The following is a 17,431-nucleotide window of genomic DNA, read 5'->3' as shown; positions in this document are numbered from 1 at the left end:
TTTCAGAAGTAGAGACAGAGTCCGAGCAGATACACATTCCCATTGAGATTCACCGCTGATCTGAACGGGACTTGCTGCAAGGGATACTCAATTCCGTTATTGAGCACTCGGTCCTGCGGAAAAGCGTTTTCTACGCTTATCTGCGGATCGCGGAACAATACTTCGCCTTGAAGAGAGAGGTTTCGGTACAAGAACCACTCCAGGGAGAGAAGAATATGAATATCCAGCGTTGGGATAAGACGCTGAGATTCGGCCTGAACCGTCGCAATGGAGTATTCCCTGACTGCGGCGTACACTCCTCCTCCTCCTCCGATACACATGCGTATGATTTCGCCACCGAACGGAAGCTGAAAAAGCAAACTCGTCTCGAGTGCAAAGGAATCGAATCCATGTCGCGTTGGTGTACCGACGGCATCAGTCTGGTGATCTGATACCGAGAAGTACTCACCACGACACTGCAGCAGAGTCGACGAAGATAACTGCAAACGGTACGCCAGTGAAACAGAGGACGCCGCTGAAAAATCGAAGGTACTGTTTCGGATTGTGGCGTCGGAGGATTGCGGGTAAAGATAGATTCTTGACCCTTCGATGACGGTGCCGTATAAGGAAATGGAGCGAGAAGTTGGTTGCGACAGACTCACCCGTGGAAAGAAAAGAGAAACCCCCAGACAGAGGAAAGCGATACTTTCGATCAGTCTGGGGGTTCGCATATCCGCTCCGTTACACTACATGGTTCGTGGAGTCTCCGTTCGCGACCGAAGGGCCGGGCTGAGGTTTAGCGGTAGAAGAGATCACGATTGTCGGTGACGCTGATTTCCTTCTTTTTCTGATCAAGCCAGGCTTGCACGAATTCATTCTGCAGCTGCTGAAGAACGCTTTGACGCAGTTCAGGTTTCTTCACCTTGTAGGCAGTTTCATCGAATTGGGCGCGGGAGTCAAGGCGCAGGACAAAGACGCCGCGCATTCCTTTGAAGGGTTTGCTCTTTTCGCCTTGTTTGAGTCTCAGCAAGTTGCCGATGAAGCTTTGATCCGGACCGATATTCGGCGCGCCGTTCTGGAGGCGGAAGGGCGGTGTTTGTGTGAGTGTGACCTTCGGATTGGATGCAACGATCTGCTCGAAAGAACCACCCGAAGCCACAATGCGCTTCGCTTGTTCAAAGGTTTTCTGCATCTGACGCTCGTACACAACCTGTGGACGAAGCTGTTCTTTGAGATCTTCGAGGGGACGGTAGCCTTCTTTGAGTTTTTCCGTGATCACAGCCACAACGTAACCGGTTCCAGTACGGTGCACCTCGCTGATGTCACCGATATCGTTCGTGAAGGCAAATTTCATCAAAGCGGGATTCGTACCGATTCCGGGGATGAACGAACCGCTCATTTCCGAGAACTCGGGAGTTTCCTGCACGAGGTACCCATCTGTTGCAGCCTCGTTTTCAAAACCGTTCTCTCCGGCAAAATATCCGAAGTCGCGTGCCTTGTCGAAAAGTTCGTCACGCGTCTGTGAACTTGCGCGGATGGTGAGCCGGATTTCCGCGAGTTGCAGTTCCCGGGAGCTCCGTCCGGTGACCTTGATAACATGCCAGCCGAACTGCGTTTTCACTGGACCGACGATATCACCAACCTTTGCTTTCGTGACCGCGGTCTCAAATTCCGGAACCATTCGGCCCTTACCGAACCAGGAGAGGTCGCCTCCACGCTCGGCGGCTCCGGGTTCCTCGGAGAGTTCCGCGGCAAGCTTGGCGAAATCCTGTCCAGATCGTGCTCTTGCAAGAGCGGCGTCCGCTTTCGCTTTCTGCTCCGCTTCATTCTGACCACCGTCGGTGCGGAAAAGAATATGCGATGCACGAGACAAAGGATCCGCAGCCTGACGTTCGGCGATGATCTTGTAGAGTGAGAGACCTGTCTCACTTGCCACGGGGCCGGCGATAGCTCCGACTGGTTGATCGAAGACGCTCGAAGCCGCCTGCGCGGAGACCTGCTCACGGGTGAACCAGCGAGCGGAATCAAACTGCTCTTCCGAATTGGATTTGACCAATTCCAGGAAATCCGTTCCCTTGTCGACGAGATCGCGGAAGGTGCTGAGTTCGTTGACTATGGCCGCCGTATCGCTTTTTGAAGGTACATCCTGGAAGAGGACATATTTCATTTTGCGCATGGCATCGGTTTTGAATCGAGTCTTGTACTTGTTGTAGTACGCTTCGTATTCAGCCTCCGTAGGGGCGGTGGTGTCGGACCCGGCAAACACAGTGGGATCGAAGAACAAGTAGCTCGCCACGAAATCGATGTTTTGATCCACGAAATTCGATCGCAACTGCTCTTCTGAGACGATGACGGAAGAAGTCAGAATATTGGTCAGCTTTTCCCTGGTGAGTTGTGCCTTGAGTTGCTGTTCAAGGCTGATGAGAGCTTCGCGATTTTCCGGACCCGGATTGCGCAGAAAACTCTCATAGGCGTCCCTATTGAATTGGCCAGTGGAGTCAACAAAATACTGGGTGAGTTCCCGCGGGGGATCTGCGCCCCAGACCCAGTCAGTAATCTCTTGATCGCTTACGGAGACGCCGAATTCTTCAGTCGCCTGATCAAGCACCGCCTGGGTGAGGAAGTCATTCCATACCTGTTCCCGGATCTGGATGTAATCGTTATCCGTAAGCTCTTTGCCGCCATTTTGCTCGCGACGCTGTTCGGCGACGCGATCCACGACGGCCTGAAATTCCTGATATGTGATAGACTTTCCGCCGATGTTGGCAATTTCGTTTCTTGAGCCTCCAAGGACGGAGGGAAGATCGACGTCGCTGACGACCCAGAAAGCGATGAAGACAACCGCGAACGCGATAATAAAGACGTGCGCGTTGTCGCGCATTTTGGTCATCATACCCATGATGAACTACTCCACGAATTCAAAAGAACAAACATTCAAGCTAACTAATATAGAGGCAAAGTCCTTATAAAGCAATTGCTTACGGCAATCGCTTCATAAAGAAACCGCGCCCCTTGGAGCGCGGCTTTTCGTGACCATCTGGTACATCAGAAGCGATATGTCACACCCAGCATCAATCGGGTGCGAGTCACTTCCTGTTCGGTGGTGAAAGCGGATTCGGGGACCATTGTGTCCGGATCAATGTAGTTGAAGACAAAGGTATTGTAGCTGGACATGGAAAAGGCCGCATTCACAGCAAAATTACCCTCAAACAGGTAGCCGACTCCGCCGCTGAACGTGGTGATGTTGTACTCGGTCGTTCCCTCGTCCTCGCTGTACGGCGAGTAGTTGTAGCCGAAACCGCCACGCAAGATGAGGCCCGTGTTGGGGACGCGCACTTCGCCCCCGGCGCGGAAATTGTTCGTAGAACGGAAAAATTTCCTGATGTCTCTGTTGAGTTGCGTGGTGTTGAAATTGTTCGAGTCCTCGAATTCGAGTTTCGAGTAGTCTACGAGGTCAAAGTCCGCGGCAACGGTGATCCACTCGACCGGATTGTAGGAGGCCCCGATGCTGTATACCGCGGGCGTGGAAATATCATAATTATTGTCGAGTGCCGTAAGTTCGTAGCTCAGAGACGCATTCGAGAAAACGCTGCGGCCGAACTTCTCGTAATCTTCGTTCACATTAATGGATCCCGCTGTCTGCACTGCAATACCGATACGTGCTTTGTCTCGATAGTTGTACAGGAAGCCCAGGCGCATATTCCAGCCGGAGAGATCCTGATCGATGAGTTCCTCGATTTCAAGGCTCTGGAAGTCCGTCCTTGTTACGTTGTCAATACCAATGATGTCTCCGGTGTGCGCATTCTGGATATCGGTTTCGATGAACGTTCGTTCAAATCGATAACTCCCAGACACCACATTGAGTGCGAGGCCAATCATCGCATTCGGTGCGACTTCTATGCTTCCACCGAAGGACCAGAGATTGAGGCTCCCATCCTCAAGGAGATCAATGGTTTGCTGCACGCGATTTGTGACCGGAATTGCGAGCCAACCGGGACGTCCTTGATCCTGATAAGTAAGCACTAATGTATCCTCAAGCCCAAGATTCCATGCGAAATCAAGATCCTCGTTGTCGGCGTTGTACAGAGAGGTTTGCATCGAGCTTAACGGGTTATACGCATCTACGGAAAGTGCGCCCGTATAGTCGGCGATGCGGGAGTAACCGGCTCCCAGCACAAAACTGCCGCGCGCGACCGGAAAAGGCAGGGCAAATTGCAAATTACTGATCACCGTGGAACTATTATCCCCGGAGGCGGACACGCCGAGCAGCGAGGCATCATTGTTCATACCGACGTTGGAAAGACCGAAAGAAAACTCACTGAGTCTGAGCTGGCCCAATCCTGCAGGATTCCAGTAAATGGCAGATGCGTCATCGGCGAGACCGGTAAAGGCGTTACCCATGCCGGCGCTTCTGGGATTCACCAACGTCGGCGAGGGAGCCAACCGAAGGGCATCTTCAATCACCTGCGCTTGTGAAGTGATTGAGAGCAGGGACAAACAAATCAACACGAATCCGATACGTTTCATGATATAACTCCACTTGTTCCCGTCAAGGAAGCGGGAAATTTCGACGATCATTCGAAAAAGAAGAAATGTCACCGGCTGCGGGAACGACCGCCACCAGAGCTGCTACCACCGGAACTCGAACCGCTGGAACGGGAGCCGCCTGAACTGGAACCGCCGGAAGAGCGGTAACCACCAGAATTTGATCCGCTATCCCGGGCGGGAGGTGAGTAGCTGCGTTCCGACGATCTGCCGCGCGAGGATTCACCGGAGGGTCGGGACGGTGCGGTGTAGGTTCCATCCCGGCTATCCGTACTCCGCGAACGTGTGCTGCTGCCGCTGCTCCCCTGGCTGCCGCTGCTCCGGCTGCCACCAGAGTTATCGATAGTCTGTCTGCTGCGTTCCGTGCCGCTATTTCTCGATTCGACAGAACGAGTGGCATTTGCATCCCGGGTCCGCGTGTTCAAGCGATCGAAAGTTGAGGATCGAGTCGCGCCGCTTCTGGAGCCGCTTGTCGTAACGGAATTCGTACCGTCTGCGGAACGTGTAAAGCCTGAAGAACGGGTTCGGGTGTCGGTTCGGGTCATGCCGGTGCTTCGTATCCTGCTGTCGGTACGTGAAGTATAGATGGCAGGACGATCAACGTAGTATCCTGGTCTGTGATAGCCCCAACCTCCGCCAGCCCAGTAGTGCGGACTGTGATACCACGGACGATGCCAATACCAACCGGAATAGCCCCAATATGGGTCGTACCAGTCGTTCCAAGGATCCCAATACCAGGGATTGTAGCTGTAGGACCAATACGAGCCCCAGTGCAAAGGATAGTAAAAACTGAAGTAAGCCCGTGACCTTGGGTGACCATCGTAGTAATTGTTGACGATCACGTTCCCTTCGGAGTCCTCGTATGATTCTGAGTACTCGGCGTAATTACTCTCGTCATAGCGAGGATTGTCGTCCCGTACTGCGATTTGTGTGTAGCATCCTGAAAAGGCGAACAGCGTGACAAGTAACACTGTTGCGAGTAGGAGCGTATTTAAGCGTTTCATGACTGGCCTCCGTCGGAAAAAAACACCACAGCAGTAGAATAACAACAAAACTCGTGCCGAAATCAATCCCAGAGGATTGACAATCCGGGTGCAATAAAAGGTAGTATTTTATGGAGTGGAAAGAAAGGTAGTCGTAGTTGACCTCGCTCCGGTGGCCTGAAACGGAAACACCTGTGTAGTTTTTTGGATACAGTCTACAGGTACCGGACGTACTGGATTCGAATTTCTCTGACCATCTTTGCGTGATGAAATTCCGAGGTAAGAAGGTTTTTGATAAGCAAATCGGCATTGATGCCAATATTGGTTGAAACCCGTGCCCCTATGGAGAAAGAACCGTTCCAGAATCCCTTTCTTTCTTTGTCATTGTCGAAGGCGAAGTTGTACTCGGATAGAATGGACAGCAACGGACCGACCGTTTTCTCGACGCCGACGTAGATATTGGGTTCGTAGTCGCCATCATGTCGCTCAAGGGTGTAGTTCGCTCCTCCATGGAAGCTGATAGAACCCGCGAGCTGATAGTTTTTCCCGACGGTGGCGAAGAATCCCGGAGACTTTATGGCGTATTGCCTCCAGGAAGGTATCCATCCGTCACGGCCTTGCGTGTCGAAACCTACCACGACGGCGGGAGTGCGGGGACTCTCTTCCATCACGCGATAGCGGGCCATGATTCCCGGAAGGTTGTTCCACGTGATGCCACCGCTCCCGAGGAGGCGTGTCCCACCGTAGGACACGCCGACATTCAGATTCGTCATCAGCCCATAGGCCAGTTCGACGAGCACTCCTCCGTCAGGATAGATCGTGGTCTGGATCGAACCTGAGGTAGCAGGCAGGATTCCTGCAATAGGCATATCGATCAGAAACAACGGATCGATATTGGCATCGTCACCGGCCGACCGCTGAGCGCATAATGGCGTGGTGAGGAGAAGAAGAAGAACAGCGATGTATGTAGCGATCCGTCCCGACATATCCTGACGGACTCAAGATTTTTCCGCAATAAATGTTTCTGCCTCGAGAACATCTTCCATGCTTCCCATCAGAACGGGCACGTGCTGATGCACGCTTTGCGGCTGGATGTCGAGAATTCGAGTAAAGCCATCCGTGGCTCTTCCGCCAGCCTGCTCGAGGATCATGGCCATGGGATTGGCCTCGTACATCAGCCGAAGTTTGCCGCTCGGATTTTTCTGGTCGGCCGGATACGCGAAGATGCCCCCGTAGAGAAGGGTTCGGTGGATATCGGCGATCATAGAACCGACATAACGGGATTTGTACGGGCGCCGACTACCGGGATCGGGAGTTTGCAGATAGTCGATGTAGCCTCTGAATCCCTCACTCCAGAGTTGACGATTTCCCTCATTGACGCTATAGTAATTGCCGCGTGCCGGAATTGTCATATTGGGATGCGAAAGGAGAAAAGATCCAATGGTCACGTCAAGCGTAAAGCCCTGCACACCGTTGCCCGTTGTAAACACGAGTATGGTGCTGGAGCCATACATAATGTATCCTGCCGCGACTTGCTTGTATCCGGGCTGCACGACATCCGCTACTGTGCCCTGCGCACCGGATGAAACGCGTCGGTAGATCGAAAAAATGGTTCCGATAGTAACATTGGTCGAAATATTCGAGGAACCGTCGAGCGGATCGAAAAGAATCGCATAGTTACCGCATGGAAATCCGTCGGGAATCGGTATGATCGATTCATTCTCTTCCGAGGCCATCACGCACAGCTGTCCGCCGGTTTCCAGCGCATTGATAAAAATCTGATTTGCAAAGACGTCCATTTTCTGTACGTCGTCTCCGCTCGTATTGGTCGTCTGCACGCGTCCGAGAATGTCAACCAGACCTGCGCGCCGAACCTCGCGCGAAACGATTTTTGCCGCGAGGGCAAGGTTGCGCAGGAGTGTAGAAAACTCGCCAGTGGCTCCGGGATGGGCACGCTCTTCCTGCGCGATGTAGCGTTGAATGGTAATGAGGTGGGTTTCGTCGCCCGGGAAATATTGACGGTGAGGCATGAATAGGGGTCCTGAGATGAAACAGGGTGTGGAGGCGTATGTCAGTGCTCTGTTCTCGAAATGCTTGCGTGAACTTCCATACCGGTATCAGAGCGTTTGAAGGTAACCTCGTCCATCATAGATCGGACGATGAGAACACCGCGTCCTCCTTCCTTGAGCAGATTATTCTCATCGAGAGGATCCGGCAGCTCTTCCGGGATGAATCCATCCCCTTCATCGCGCACTATGAATTGGAGAACGTCGGCGTAGCAGTGGCACGTGACGTGTACAAGTTTGGCGGGATCGCACTGATTGCCGTGGAGGATGCCGTTGTTGACAATCTCCGTAATGGAAATCATCACCCTGTCGAGTACAGATTCAGCAAGACCTACGGTATCGTGCAAGTCAAGGAGAAATCGCTCGACCAGTTTGATGTTCGAAGGAATGCTTGGTATGCTGATTGATTTACTAAGGATCAATTCACTCAAACGTACACGCGGGCAGTTATGCGTACACAAAGATATAGTTCAAACATAGGGAATATGCTTCACAGATACCAAGTCGTATGAAGAAGCACGTTTGGTGTGGATCTTTTCGGACGACCTGCTTCGTCTGTGAGCTGATACCAGCCATCGACGACGATACGGGAGCGTTCAAAGAAGGTACACTGAATCTGTACCGTCGGTCCGTAGTTGGTCAGCTGCGCATCCGGGAAGCGCTGATTGCCGGCATACCGGTACCGGCGTTGCTCGAAATAACGCACTCCGACAGAGACATCCCAGTTGTTTTCGCGCCGCCGCAGGGCAAGAGAAAACGTTTGTTCCTGAAAAAACTGTACGGGCCGCACGGTAAAAGCTGCCCAGCGAAGTTCTCCGCGCTCGTACCACCGAAGGTGCAGCGCGGCGTCAATCCAGAGTGAGCCGTGGAGGCGCATCGCGGTTGAATCGGTCAGTGATAATTGCCGGAGTGAAAAACTTCGTTGTCCCTGTGCGGCATCTTCAAAATCGTACACGGTGTAGTTCGCCACGAGTTCCGCAGCATTCTTACTGACAAAGCTTTGCGAGAGGCGCAACTCCCCCGACGGGGCGAGGCGAAGGACGCGGTTCCATGTGTTGTTCGCACTGCGTTGAGAAAAAATGTACACCGTGTGTCGCATGGCGAGATCACCGTACAGAGAGGCGGAAAACTCGGTACTGAAGCGCCGGGCCCATCGCAATCCCGTGAGAAAAATGATTTCATCCCGATCGTCAAAATTTTCCTCGCTAGGAGTATCGTATTGCATCTTCAGCAGTGCACCGGACATGGAGAGTGTGTCTGAGCGACCGAACGATCGGGAAAGATCAATCCCAAGTTGAATTTGTCGGATCGAATTGTTCTTCTGCTCCTCGAGCCGCATTTGTCTGATCACATCTGCCGGGAGAGTTCCCACTTGCGGATTCAATTCATGAAACTCATCACGCTCATTGTGATCCAGTCGAATGGTGCCGCGCGTTCTTTCGGAGGCGTAGACGAGCTGTGCGCTCGTGTTGAGGGTGAATTCGGAGATAAATGTCGAAAAATATGGAGTACTACTGCCCGCTTCCGCGGTATTTCTGTTCTTCCAGATATTTCGCTGAGAAAGATCCATCGAGGCAAGAAGTGAAACGGATTTGAACACGGCGTACTGGAGCATATCCCGCACAGAGATACTTTGTTCTCTTCGCGATTCAATCGGGATTGCCTGATCGAGGACGATATCCGCAGCATTCTGATAGTACTCCCGGCGGTTCTCACGGTAGTTGACAGAAGCGGTGTTCACACTGTTTTCTCCGATCCGGGCGGAAATTTCCGCGCTCCCTCTGTGGTCGTATTGGTAACGAGGGCTAATGTGCTCTGCCGACAGGACGAATTCGCTCCTGGCCGTCGCCTGTCCAAGGTCAAGCCCGGCGAGCTGGGTCTGCATTGAGTAAGAAAAACCATCATCACGTATCCCTTGCTGATTGTCGATGCTGTAGCCGACCATCGGCGTAAACTGGACCATATCGAAGAGCTTCCAAGAAACTCCGACGAGGGCTCGCGTCGTAGTGAGATTATTCAGCCCGAGGACACGGTTGTCGGTAAAAGAAAAGGAGGTAACTGCGGATCGTAATTCGGCATTTCTGAACAGGTCAGCACTCGATTCCAGGTTGAAGGAATTCTGATCTTTGAGAGATTCCCCTCCCGCTTTGATAAGACTTCGCTGAAAACGATTTTGCGCGCTGAGCCGCCAGCTGCTGCTGCGTAAGGTTGATGCGCCGGTGAGATCCCAGAGAAAGGTGTTGGTGTTGCGTTCGAAACCGGCGGACAGTGAAAGAGGTGAGGCCATAACGGATGGCACACTTGTTGCGCGAGGGGTCTCTTGCGCAGCAAGGTGTCCCAAATCCGCTGGTATGTAGCCAGCGAGGGAGCAGAAGAGCACGAAGGCAACGAGCCGGGATTTCAGCATGGGAAAAGCAACCGGAAGAATTTCTGGTCGGATCGTAGGGAAATATACACTTCCCGGTGCACACTCTGTTGTTGGTTCAGAAGCGGACGATCAAGCGACGTGATTCGGAGACACCGTTTGCCCGCCCGTTAGGCGCGGTAATACTTGACACTCGCCAGTAGTACGTGTTCCCCGGCGCGAGTCCGCTTCCGGTATACCTTGTCGTCACTATACCCGTGGTCTGAGCTGTCACGGTCGTGGACCAAAAATCTCCACCAAACTCTGTTTGCGAAAGCGATACGCGGTATGCGCGAGACTCGGGAATTGCGAACCAGGAAAAGGAGGGCAACGCACTTACCCCTTCGTCATTTCCTGGCGAAATGAGTTGAGGCCGAGGGCTGATGAAGTCCACATTTATGGGTGAGAGACTGCTTTCCAGACCTCCTCTATCGATTGCGCTTACCGCGAAGTAATACGGACGCGAGAGCTCGGAGACTGTCTGATCGTCCAGTGTGAGTGCTTCGGTTTCCGCGATCAGCAATGTCGGATCAGCGACGGTAAACGGTGCGCTTGATCGATACACCCGGAATCCGGCGAGGTCCGCTTCGTCTACATCAGGCCAGGAAAGACTGAATTGTTTTTTCACAGCATCATGTGCGCCGTTTACAGTAATGAAACCCGGTGCCTCCGGCGGATTCCGGTTGGGTGAGTGCGCTGTGATAATGGTGCCGGGTGGGCTCTCGTTTCCAGAGTGATCGAAGGCCGTCACCCGATACCAATACAAGGTGTCATAGCTGCGCTGGACATCGAGGAAGTAAAACTCCGGGATGGTGTCTCGTACCACGAACTTCGTGCTATCCGCTTCTTCAGCGCGATACACGATGTAGCCCGCAAGATCGATTTCTCTGTTCCGTACCCAGCTAAAAAAAATGAAACCGTCACGCGCAGCTTCCACAAGCATTCCGGCGGGAGGGAGCGGCGGTGTGGTGTCGGGTCCCGCATCAATGATACGCTCGCGTTCACATGCCGCAAGGAGCAACGTAAAAAGGCACGTGATAGTCAGGCATTTTCTGAAGTGCGTTGCCGCGTGTATTCCCGTGTTCCGCTTCGGTGACCATGCGAAGCGGAAATGCCGCATCGCTTCAAAGGTACAACAGCGGTGATTGGGAACGGCGCCCTTCCGTTGGTATGAGCGGTGTGAGTACCAGCGTATCATGGTGTTCTTTTCCGACTTTGAAGCACATTCCAAAACTGAAAGCTACGATTCCATTATTTGAAGGGAAAGTCATAAGCCCAGCGCCAGCAGGGCGATGCCGGCCAGGAGGAGTGTTGCCGTGGTTGACAGGAGATTCACCGCATCATTATTGACAACGGCTTGTCCCCGGAGAAGCGTGGCCGCGTCATTGCAATGAATCGGTTTTTCAGTCTGTGTGCCACAATGCCGACACTGATACTGCGCTTGTACCGTCGCTCCAAGGATACTGTCAATGGCGCTGCCGGCAAGCGCAGCGAGAAGCACAAAGGCCAGAATTTCCGTTGTGAGACTGATGAAGGGCAGTGCGGTGAGGGTGACAACGAGCGCTCCCAAGGCGCCAGCGAGCGTTCCGAATATGCTGATACCGCCGGAGGTTCCGGGAGGGACTTCCTTAAACGTCAGGATGCTTCGCGGGTGGGAACGGGAAAGCAGGCCGATTTCTGTTCCCCAGGTATCCGCTGTGACCACCGCAACGGCGATGAGGTAAAGCACGTAGAGTCGCTCATCGTTGCTCGTATACCAGGCTACACATACCAGAGCGGCGAGACCGCCATTTGCGATAACCTGGCCCGCATCGCGCGTTCCACTTTTCTCGAAAATGCTTTCATACGCGGCCTTTTGATTTTTTCTCCAGCGGGAAAGTGAGCTCGAAAGAATAAAAAAAGTAAAGATCGGCAACGTCCATTTCCACCCGCCGATTCCGAAAATGATTGTGGCAAGAATGAATGTCGCCACCGCGCCCGAGAGCGAGAGCATGCGCAAACGCCAGGCGAGATACGCGATACCCGATCCCAATATCGTGCCGGTGAGAAAGAGCATGGCATCACTCGACACACCGGATGCAAAACACAGGTGTAAGGCAAAGGCGGTTGCAAACGGTACGGACAAATTATCCAGACCTCTGGAGGATGCGGCTTCCAGAGCTGTGGCAAAGAGTGAAATGGCGAACAATGCGGAGATAACAAGAACGGGTGATGCGTTCCATCGCCTGGAAAAATCCAGCCCACTGTCACCATAAACAGACAATATGAGCAACAAGGCGATGAAACTGCCGGAGAACATTGCCATGCTGCCTTCCAACGATTTTTTGTCGGAGGTCACGGCATACTGATGGGGTCGGCGCATGCTTTCCCCGACAATCCCCGCAGCGGCATCTCCGATTGCCATCACCATAATGGAGGCGATCACGAGGTCGGGGTACTCATCCCAGAACAGAGCCGCGAGCACGAGCAGGGAAAGGGGATAGTATACTGTTCCGTATGAGCGCCGCTGCGTATGATGAACCGCCGTGAGCCAACCACGCGCGTACGCGAGCGCATTGAAGAGAACGAAAATGCTTGCAATGAAAACGACAGGCTCTCCGCGGGGGAACAGCGGTGGTGCGAAGGCGATGAGTACGCCGGTGAGAATATGTACCGATTTTCTGATAATCTCGACCGGGATCCTGAAGCGTCTGCGCATGAGCTCCACAGCGGCAAGCAAAAGCAGGATCGCTGCCGAAAGACTGGCAATGCGGATGAGTTCTGTATCGAGTATTGGAAAATCCATAGTGCGAGAGAAAATACGAGGGACCAGAATCATCAACAACTCGCAATTACCCGGGTGAAGCGACCGCTGCGTGAGTTGAAAATACGCCATTCCCCAAATCGATTCTTACGTGATCCCGTTTCCATGCGTTCATCCATGCGCTGGACGCAGGATACGGATCGTTCTTGATCCGGGACTGGGGAAGGTAAAAGGCGGATTCACGTGATCAGCGTCAAAGCGAGGAAATACCTATGAACGCAGTCGTCACGCTCAGCACCAGGAAACAGTGCGGTCCGAAAATGAAAGACGAAGACCGGAAGCCCTCTGCATGCAGCATCGTACGAGAGCGGAACAGAAATCTCACATGCACGGGAAGAGACAGAAACGTATATTACAGATGATTTTCACATTCTGAACAACACGGAGAACCTATGACAGTACACATGAGGGTGTCGGGCGGGTACGTCAGCATTCCGCTGGTGCTACTGGCGTTGTTTCTGACCTCCTCCGCCGTTTGGGGACAGGCCGGCAAGACGTTGATCGTCAACCACTTTGTTTCCGATCCCGCGGTGGTGGAGGGACATCTGGTCGTGAGCGATGTCGGCGGACGCGGAGGCACGATCAACATCGCCGTCTATGACGAGAGCGGATCGCTCGTCGGGAACGGGGAAGAAACAATCCCCGCCAATGGAAAGCTGAACGTCAATCCCGAAAAATATGTGCGCGGACGCACAATGGTCGGTACCATGCGCATCACCTCGTCGCGCGACGCGGTGGGACAGTATTGGCAATTTTACAAGAACCCTGAGCTCGGCTGGAAAAACATTGCGGTACCGGCCGCGGTTGCTCCGGGTTCCACAATGCTGATTTGTCAACATTTCGTCGCAGATCCTTCCATCGAGAGTTATCTCGTCGTGGCTGACGCCGAAGGTACCGGCCCGACGGTTTACGTCGAGTTTTACAATGATCAGGGTGACCTCGCCGGACAGACGAAGGTCTCCATCCCGAAGAATGGAAAATTCTCCATCCAGCCGTATGCCCTGGTTGGAAACAAGAAAATGACCGGGGTCGCCTACATACAAACCGAAGGCGGTAAGATCACAGGCGAGTACTGGCAGGTATCCGAACGTGAGAAGTATCAGATCGCCCATGCAATGCAAGGAGGCGCACCTGAGAAGGAGGCCATTGTCGAGGATCCACTGGTACGACTAATCGTGCATTTCGACTTCGACAGCGACAAGATTCAGAAACGCTCGGAAGCGGATCTGCTGGAAGTAGCGCGGGCAATGAACGATTCGAAAAACAAAGGTGCGCGTTATGAAATCGCCGGTCATACCGACAACGTGGGTAAGGAAGACTACAACGTCAAGCTGTCTGAGCGTCGCGCCGCTTCTGTGAAAAATTGGCTGGTGAAAAACGGGAAAGTCGATGCCGGTCGGCTTCTCACGGTCGGATATGGTCCGAAAAATCCGATCGTAGGTAACGATACACCTGCGAACCGCGCGGTCAACCGTCGGGTCGAATTCAAAAAACTGTGATCAGGAAACACAAGAAGAACGGAGGAATCATGAAATACACCTCATTATTGCTGCTCCTGTTCGCGGTGAGTTTTTCCGCGGTACGTGTTCACGCACAGGGTTCGGAGCGTTACATCATCAACCATTTCGTGTCTGATCCGAAGGTCATCGAGTCGCATCTGGTCATCACAGATGTCGAAGGTAAGGGTCCCATCGTAACCATGAAGCTGTATGACAACGATGGAAAGCTTCTCGGAGAGGGCAAGGAACTCGTGCAACCGTTCGGAAAACTGAATCTGAATCCGGGGAAATACATTGACAACAGGATTGCCAACGGCACAATACACATCGAATCCGCTGGTGGAAACATTGTGGCGGAATACTGGCAGTTTTACAAGAATGCGGCCGAGTCCTGGAAGAACACGACCACTATCGGACAGGAAAAGAAGGGATATGCCCAACTTGTGTGTCCGCACTTCGTTTCCGATCCCGGTGTGGAAGTGTACATTGTGCTCGCAAACGCTGACGGTAAGGACGCGATTGTGAAACTGTCTTTCAGAGATGACAGCGGAAAAGAGCTGGCCTCATCGCGGGAACTCGTAAAGGCCAATGGCAAACTGGTGCTTCAGCCATCAAACATTGTCAAGAGCAAGGCAACCGGCGTTGTGCATATCACTGCGGAGGGTGGGCGCGTGACGGCCGACTATTGGCAGGCCGAAGCAGCGAAAAAATATCAGATTGCAACCCCGATAACGGGGATGTAGCATCTGAACAAATCATCCGGCCGAAATCCGAAGCCGCGGCAGTTTTCCCAACAGGAACTCCGCGGCTTCGGTCTGTATTCCCCTCGCGTTGTGGTAGCTTCGGTACGCATGCGAAGAAATCGTTATTCCATAGCATCGGGAAAAATCTGCTGCGCCTGCCAAAGATGACGTAGCTGGTGACGCGGTAGGATAGACAGTGCAGAGAAAAGGTTGTACGTCGTTTTTTCATTGAACGGTGATCGCACCCGGACTTGCTGCAAAGGGAGGCCCTCCGCGTCCCGGACTATGCCATGAAGTTGCAGCTGCAGGTTATCAAAGGCGGAGACGAGTTCCGATACCTCCGCGAGCGATTGCGGGATGAAAGCCGCTGTCGTTCGGGTCCGGATGCGAACAGGCGGCGGCAGCATCCGCCAGAGCAGCCAACCCATGACGTCCATTCTGTACCGCGGGGGAGGTGCCTGTGCAAGGTTGCGGGCACTTTCCAGTGCCACGTTCAGCAGGGGGAGGAAGGCCTCGGAGGTGAGGTTGAGATGCGCGACACATTCGGCGATGGACCAGCGACCGGAATGGACTCGCACCCGCCATTGTTCGGCCGGGATAGTGTCGCGTAACGTCTGCAGTGCGTGTGATGCATCGAGAAGCTCATGATCGATGCGCTGAAGCTGCGGGTGCATTGCCGTTCTCCGGAAGTACTAAGGGAATATAACAAACGAATGTTGTACAACATATTCCGTTACACTACCTTTCCGCACACGCTGCCATCCCTGATGGTGGGCGTACGGCTGCGGGATGGAGCATCCCGCAGCCGTACGACACTGGCACAATGTGCTATTTTGGAGCTTCGTTTCCTGTCGCCTATCTGGGCAGCTGAGCACCGTGTCCCTGCAGATTGCCGAAAAGTTCGATCGCATCCTTCCAGGGATATTTATTCGCAAACATTGACACGGACGATTGGATCTTTCCTTGCTTGTTCAAGCCCATTGCCTCACGCCACTGATTTGCCGGTGAATCCGGGTTGTAATCCACCTGTTCACTGTACCGGGCACTAAGATATCCCTCGAGGTATGCTTTATTCACCCTAAGGGCTGCAGGAATTTCGTTGCGATTTCCATTGGCACTCGCTATTTCGAGATCTCCGAAATCGGATGCGTCAACCCGCAGGCGTGTATTGCTTGCGGGACTGTAGTGCAGATCTTTGTCCTTATTCACGAAGAAAATATTGTCATCGATACGTACCCACTCGTTGTTGTTGAATCGGGTATGATCCACGGCGGCAAGGATGCTCGCACCGATCACGTTGTGATGAATGGCATACTGACACTTGGTCATAACACGCACCCCATAGCCCATATCCTGGAAGTCCTTGAGACGGCTCCAGGTGAAGAGAATTGTGTTGTACGCGATTTCGACGTCTCCGCAGAGAGAAAGAGATTTCGGTCCGCCGGTATTCGCACAGGTGCCGTAAATCTCGATTGCGGCCATTTTATTGGCAACGAATATGTTGTTTCTGACGGTGAAAGTCCCGCTGCGATGTCCCGCCTGCAGGGCGAAGCTCGCGCCGTTCACGAAGACGCAATTCTGAACCATGACATCTCCGCCGGTGGTCGCGCTCATGAATTGGAGGCACGGTTCTCCGACAGTGGAATTGCCCACCGGGGGACGCTCTGTCGGCTGCAGCATACGGCCTCCTTCCACACCGTCCACGAAACCTTCTTTCGGACTGTAGGCATTTCGTTCCCCCATATCGAAGACGATATGGTCGATGACGGTGCCAGCCACATCCTTCGTGAATTTCAGAAGGGCTTTACGGTTCGAGCGAGCGCTTTCGTTGTCGGGCTGGAACACTGTGGGATGAGCGGCAATATCCTGCCGCGAGAAATCCTGATTATAGCTGCCGAAAAGTTGAACGGCTTTATCGCTTTCGATGTAGCCCGCATTGAGCGTGCCGCTGTAGCGTCCACCGGTAATACGGATCGCATCCCCGGGTTTCGCGATAGCGATCGCTTTGTCAATGTTTTTCAGAGGACTGTTCTTGCTTCCGTCGTTCTTGTTGTTTCCTGAGGAAATTGAAACGTAGAGCGTGCCGCCACCCGGTGTGGGTTTTGCCGGTGCGTCTACGGGGGGCGCCGTTTCCACCATGGTTTTTCCCGCCGAGCGCGCACTGTTTGTGGCGTCTTTGACAGCTTTTTTGAGATCACGAGATGTGGGAATTTGAGGGTACAGGTGTTCGGGTGCGGCGGAAAGGAGCAGGAAGAGAGCGAGAGCGAAGGAGATGACGTGCGAATGATTTTTCATGGTACGCTCATATGTTGTGAAAGGTGCGTCAGATGTTTCGTACTCTGTGACCTCGTTGTGAGACTCGTGATGGTATACGGACAATGGTATACCATTTTGACGGCGTTGAATCCG

General features: G+C 53.2%; 14 protein-coding genes. 3 read left to right on the top strand and 11 right to left on the bottom strand.

What is annotated here, in order from left to right; all coding sequences use genetic code 11:
- Positions 1–2 precede the first annotated feature (2 nt).
- From M5R41_13625 to fbp, 6 genes are all read right to left on the bottom strand, one after another.
- The gene (locus tag M5R41_13625) at positions 3–710 is read right to left on the bottom strand and encodes a hypothetical protein (protein ID MCZ7557434.1); all 708 of its coding nucleotides are present in this window, start codon (positions 708–710) and stop codon (positions 3–5) included.
- 65 nt (positions 711–775) lie between these two features.
- Positions 776–2,878, bottom strand: a complete 2,103-nt coding sequence (locus M5R41_13620; GenBank protein MCZ7557433.1) for a peptidylprolyl isomerase — start codon at positions 2,876–2,878, stop codon at positions 776–778.
- Positions 2,879–3,024: 146 nt separating this feature from the next.
- Positions 3,025–4,506 (bottom strand): outer membrane protein transport protein, encoded by a 1,482-nt coding sequence (locus tag M5R41_13615; protein MCZ7557432.1) that lies wholly within the window; start codon positions 4,504–4,506, stop codon positions 3,025–3,027.
- A gap of 68 nt (positions 4,507–4,574) precedes the next feature.
- Positions 4,575–5,528, bottom strand: coding sequence for a hypothetical protein (locus tag M5R41_13610; GenBank protein MCZ7557431.1), 954 nt, complete (start codon positions 5,526–5,528; stop codon positions 4,575–4,577).
- 194 nt (positions 5,529–5,722) lie between these two features.
- Positions 5,723–6,493 (bottom strand): hypothetical protein, encoded by a 771-nt coding sequence (locus M5R41_13605; GenBank protein ID MCZ7557430.1) that lies wholly within the window; start codon positions 6,491–6,493, stop codon positions 5,723–5,725.
- 12 nt (positions 6,494–6,505) lie between these two features.
- Entirely contained in the window at positions 6,506–7,537 is a 1,032-nt protein-coding gene (gene fbp, locus M5R41_13600) for a class 1 fructose-bisphosphatase (GenBank protein MCZ7557429.1), read from the bottom strand.
- Positions 7,538–7,605: 68 nt separating this feature from the next.
- On the opposite strand from fbp, the gene M5R41_13595 reads away from it, so the two are divergent.
- Positions 7,606–7,980: a hypothetical protein gene (locus tag M5R41_13595; protein MCZ7557428.1), complete on the top strand. Its 375-nt coding sequence runs from the start codon at positions 7,606–7,608 to the stop codon at positions 7,978–7,980.
- Positions 7,981–8,063: 83 nt separating this feature from the next.
- On the opposite strand, the gene M5R41_13590 is transcribed toward M5R41_13595, so the two are convergent.
- From M5R41_13590 to M5R41_13580, 3 genes are all read right to left on the bottom strand, one after another.
- The gene (locus M5R41_13590; GenBank protein MCZ7557427.1) at positions 8,064–9,860 is read right to left on the bottom strand and encodes a hypothetical protein; all 1,797 of its coding nucleotides are present in this window, start codon (positions 9,858–9,860) and stop codon (positions 8,064–8,066) included.
- A 196-nt stretch (positions 9,861–10,056) separates the two neighbouring features.
- Complete coding sequence (locus M5R41_13585) at positions 10,057–10,998, bottom strand: hypothetical protein (GenBank protein MCZ7557426.1); 942 nt, start codon at positions 10,996–10,998, stop codon at positions 10,057–10,059.
- Between the two features lie 246 nt (positions 10,999–11,244).
- Positions 11,245–12,762: a DUF92 domain-containing protein gene (locus M5R41_13580; GenBank protein MCZ7557425.1), complete on the bottom strand. Its 1,518-nt coding sequence runs from the start codon at positions 12,760–12,762 to the stop codon at positions 11,245–11,247.
- A 410-nt stretch (positions 12,763–13,172) separates the two neighbouring features.
- On the opposite strand from M5R41_13580, the gene M5R41_13575 reads away from it, so the two are divergent.
- Together M5R41_13575 and M5R41_13570 are read left to right on the top strand one after the other, a co-directional pair.
- On the top strand, positions 13,173–14,279 hold the full coding sequence (locus tag M5R41_13575; GenBank protein MCZ7557424.1) for an OmpA family protein: 1,107 nt from the start codon (positions 13,173–13,175) through the stop codon (positions 14,277–14,279).
- A 29-nt stretch (positions 14,280–14,308) separates the two neighbouring features.
- On the top strand, positions 14,309–15,022 hold the full coding sequence (locus tag M5R41_13570; protein ID MCZ7557423.1) for a hypothetical protein: 714 nt from the start codon (positions 14,309–14,311) through the stop codon (positions 15,020–15,022).
- A gap of 122 nt (positions 15,023–15,144) precedes the next feature.
- On the opposite strand, the gene M5R41_13565 is transcribed toward M5R41_13570, so the two are convergent.
- Together M5R41_13565 and M5R41_13560 are read right to left on the bottom strand one after the other, a co-directional pair.
- Positions 15,145–15,696, bottom strand: a complete 552-nt coding sequence (locus tag M5R41_13565) for a DinB family protein (protein ID MCZ7557422.1) — start codon at positions 15,694–15,696, stop codon at positions 15,145–15,147.
- 181 nt (positions 15,697–15,877) lie between these two features.
- A complete protein-coding gene (locus tag M5R41_13560) occupies positions 15,878–17,317 on the bottom strand; it encodes a DUF1565 domain-containing protein (protein MCZ7557421.1) in 1,440 nt (479 codons plus the stop codon).
- Between the last annotated feature and the right edge of the window lie 114 nt (positions 17,318–17,431).

The sequence above is a fragment of the Bacteroidia bacterium genome (assembly GCA_027493955.1).
Classification (GTDB): domain Bacteria; phylum Bacteroidota; class Ignavibacteria; order SZUA-365; family SZUA-365; genus JAOSJT01.
Note: the sequence above shows the minus strand (reverse complement) of the source record. Positions and strands in the feature narration are given on the sequence as shown.

Coding starts and splice junctions, on each gene's coding strand:
- M5R41_13605 (MCZ7557430.1), bottom strand. CDS start 6,493: ATGTCGGGACGGATCGCTACATACATCGCTGTTCTTCTTCTTCTCCTC.
- M5R41_13625 (MCZ7557434.1), bottom strand. CDS start 710: ATGCGAACCCCCAGACTGATCGAAAGTATCGCTTTCCTCTGTCTGGGG.
- M5R41_13560 (MCZ7557421.1), bottom strand. CDS start 17,317: ATGAAAAATCATTCGCACGTCATCTCCTTCGCTCTCGCTCTCTTCCTG.
- M5R41_13590 (MCZ7557427.1), bottom strand. CDS start 9,860: ATGGCCTCACCTCTTTCACTGTCCGCCGGTTTCGAACGCAACACCAAC.
- M5R41_13580 (MCZ7557425.1), bottom strand. CDS start 12,762: ATGGATTTTCCAATACTCGATACAGAACTCATCCGCATTGCCAGTCTT.
- M5R41_13615 (MCZ7557432.1), bottom strand. CDS start 4,506: ATGAAACGTATCGGATTCGTGTTGATTTGTTTGTCCCTGCTCTCAATC.
- M5R41_13575 (MCZ7557424.1), top strand. CDS start 13,173: ATGACAGTACACATGAGGGTGTCGGGCGGGTACGTCAGCATTCCGCTG.
- M5R41_13565 (MCZ7557422.1), bottom strand. CDS start 15,696: ATGCACCCGCAGCTTCAGCGCATCGATCATGAGCTTCTCGATGCATCA.
- M5R41_13570 (MCZ7557423.1), top strand. CDS start 14,309: ATGAAATACACCTCATTATTGCTGCTCCTGTTCGCGGTGAGTTTTTCC.
- M5R41_13610 (MCZ7557431.1), bottom strand. CDS start 5,528: ATGAAACGCTTAAATACGCTCCTACTCGCAACAGTGTTACTTGTCACG.
- M5R41_13620 (MCZ7557433.1), bottom strand. CDS start 2,878: ATGGGTATGATGACCAAAATGCGCGACAACGCGCACGTCTTTATTATC.
- fbp (MCZ7557429.1), bottom strand. CDS start 7,537: ATGCCTCACCGTCAATATTTCCCGGGCGACGAAACCCACCTCATTACC.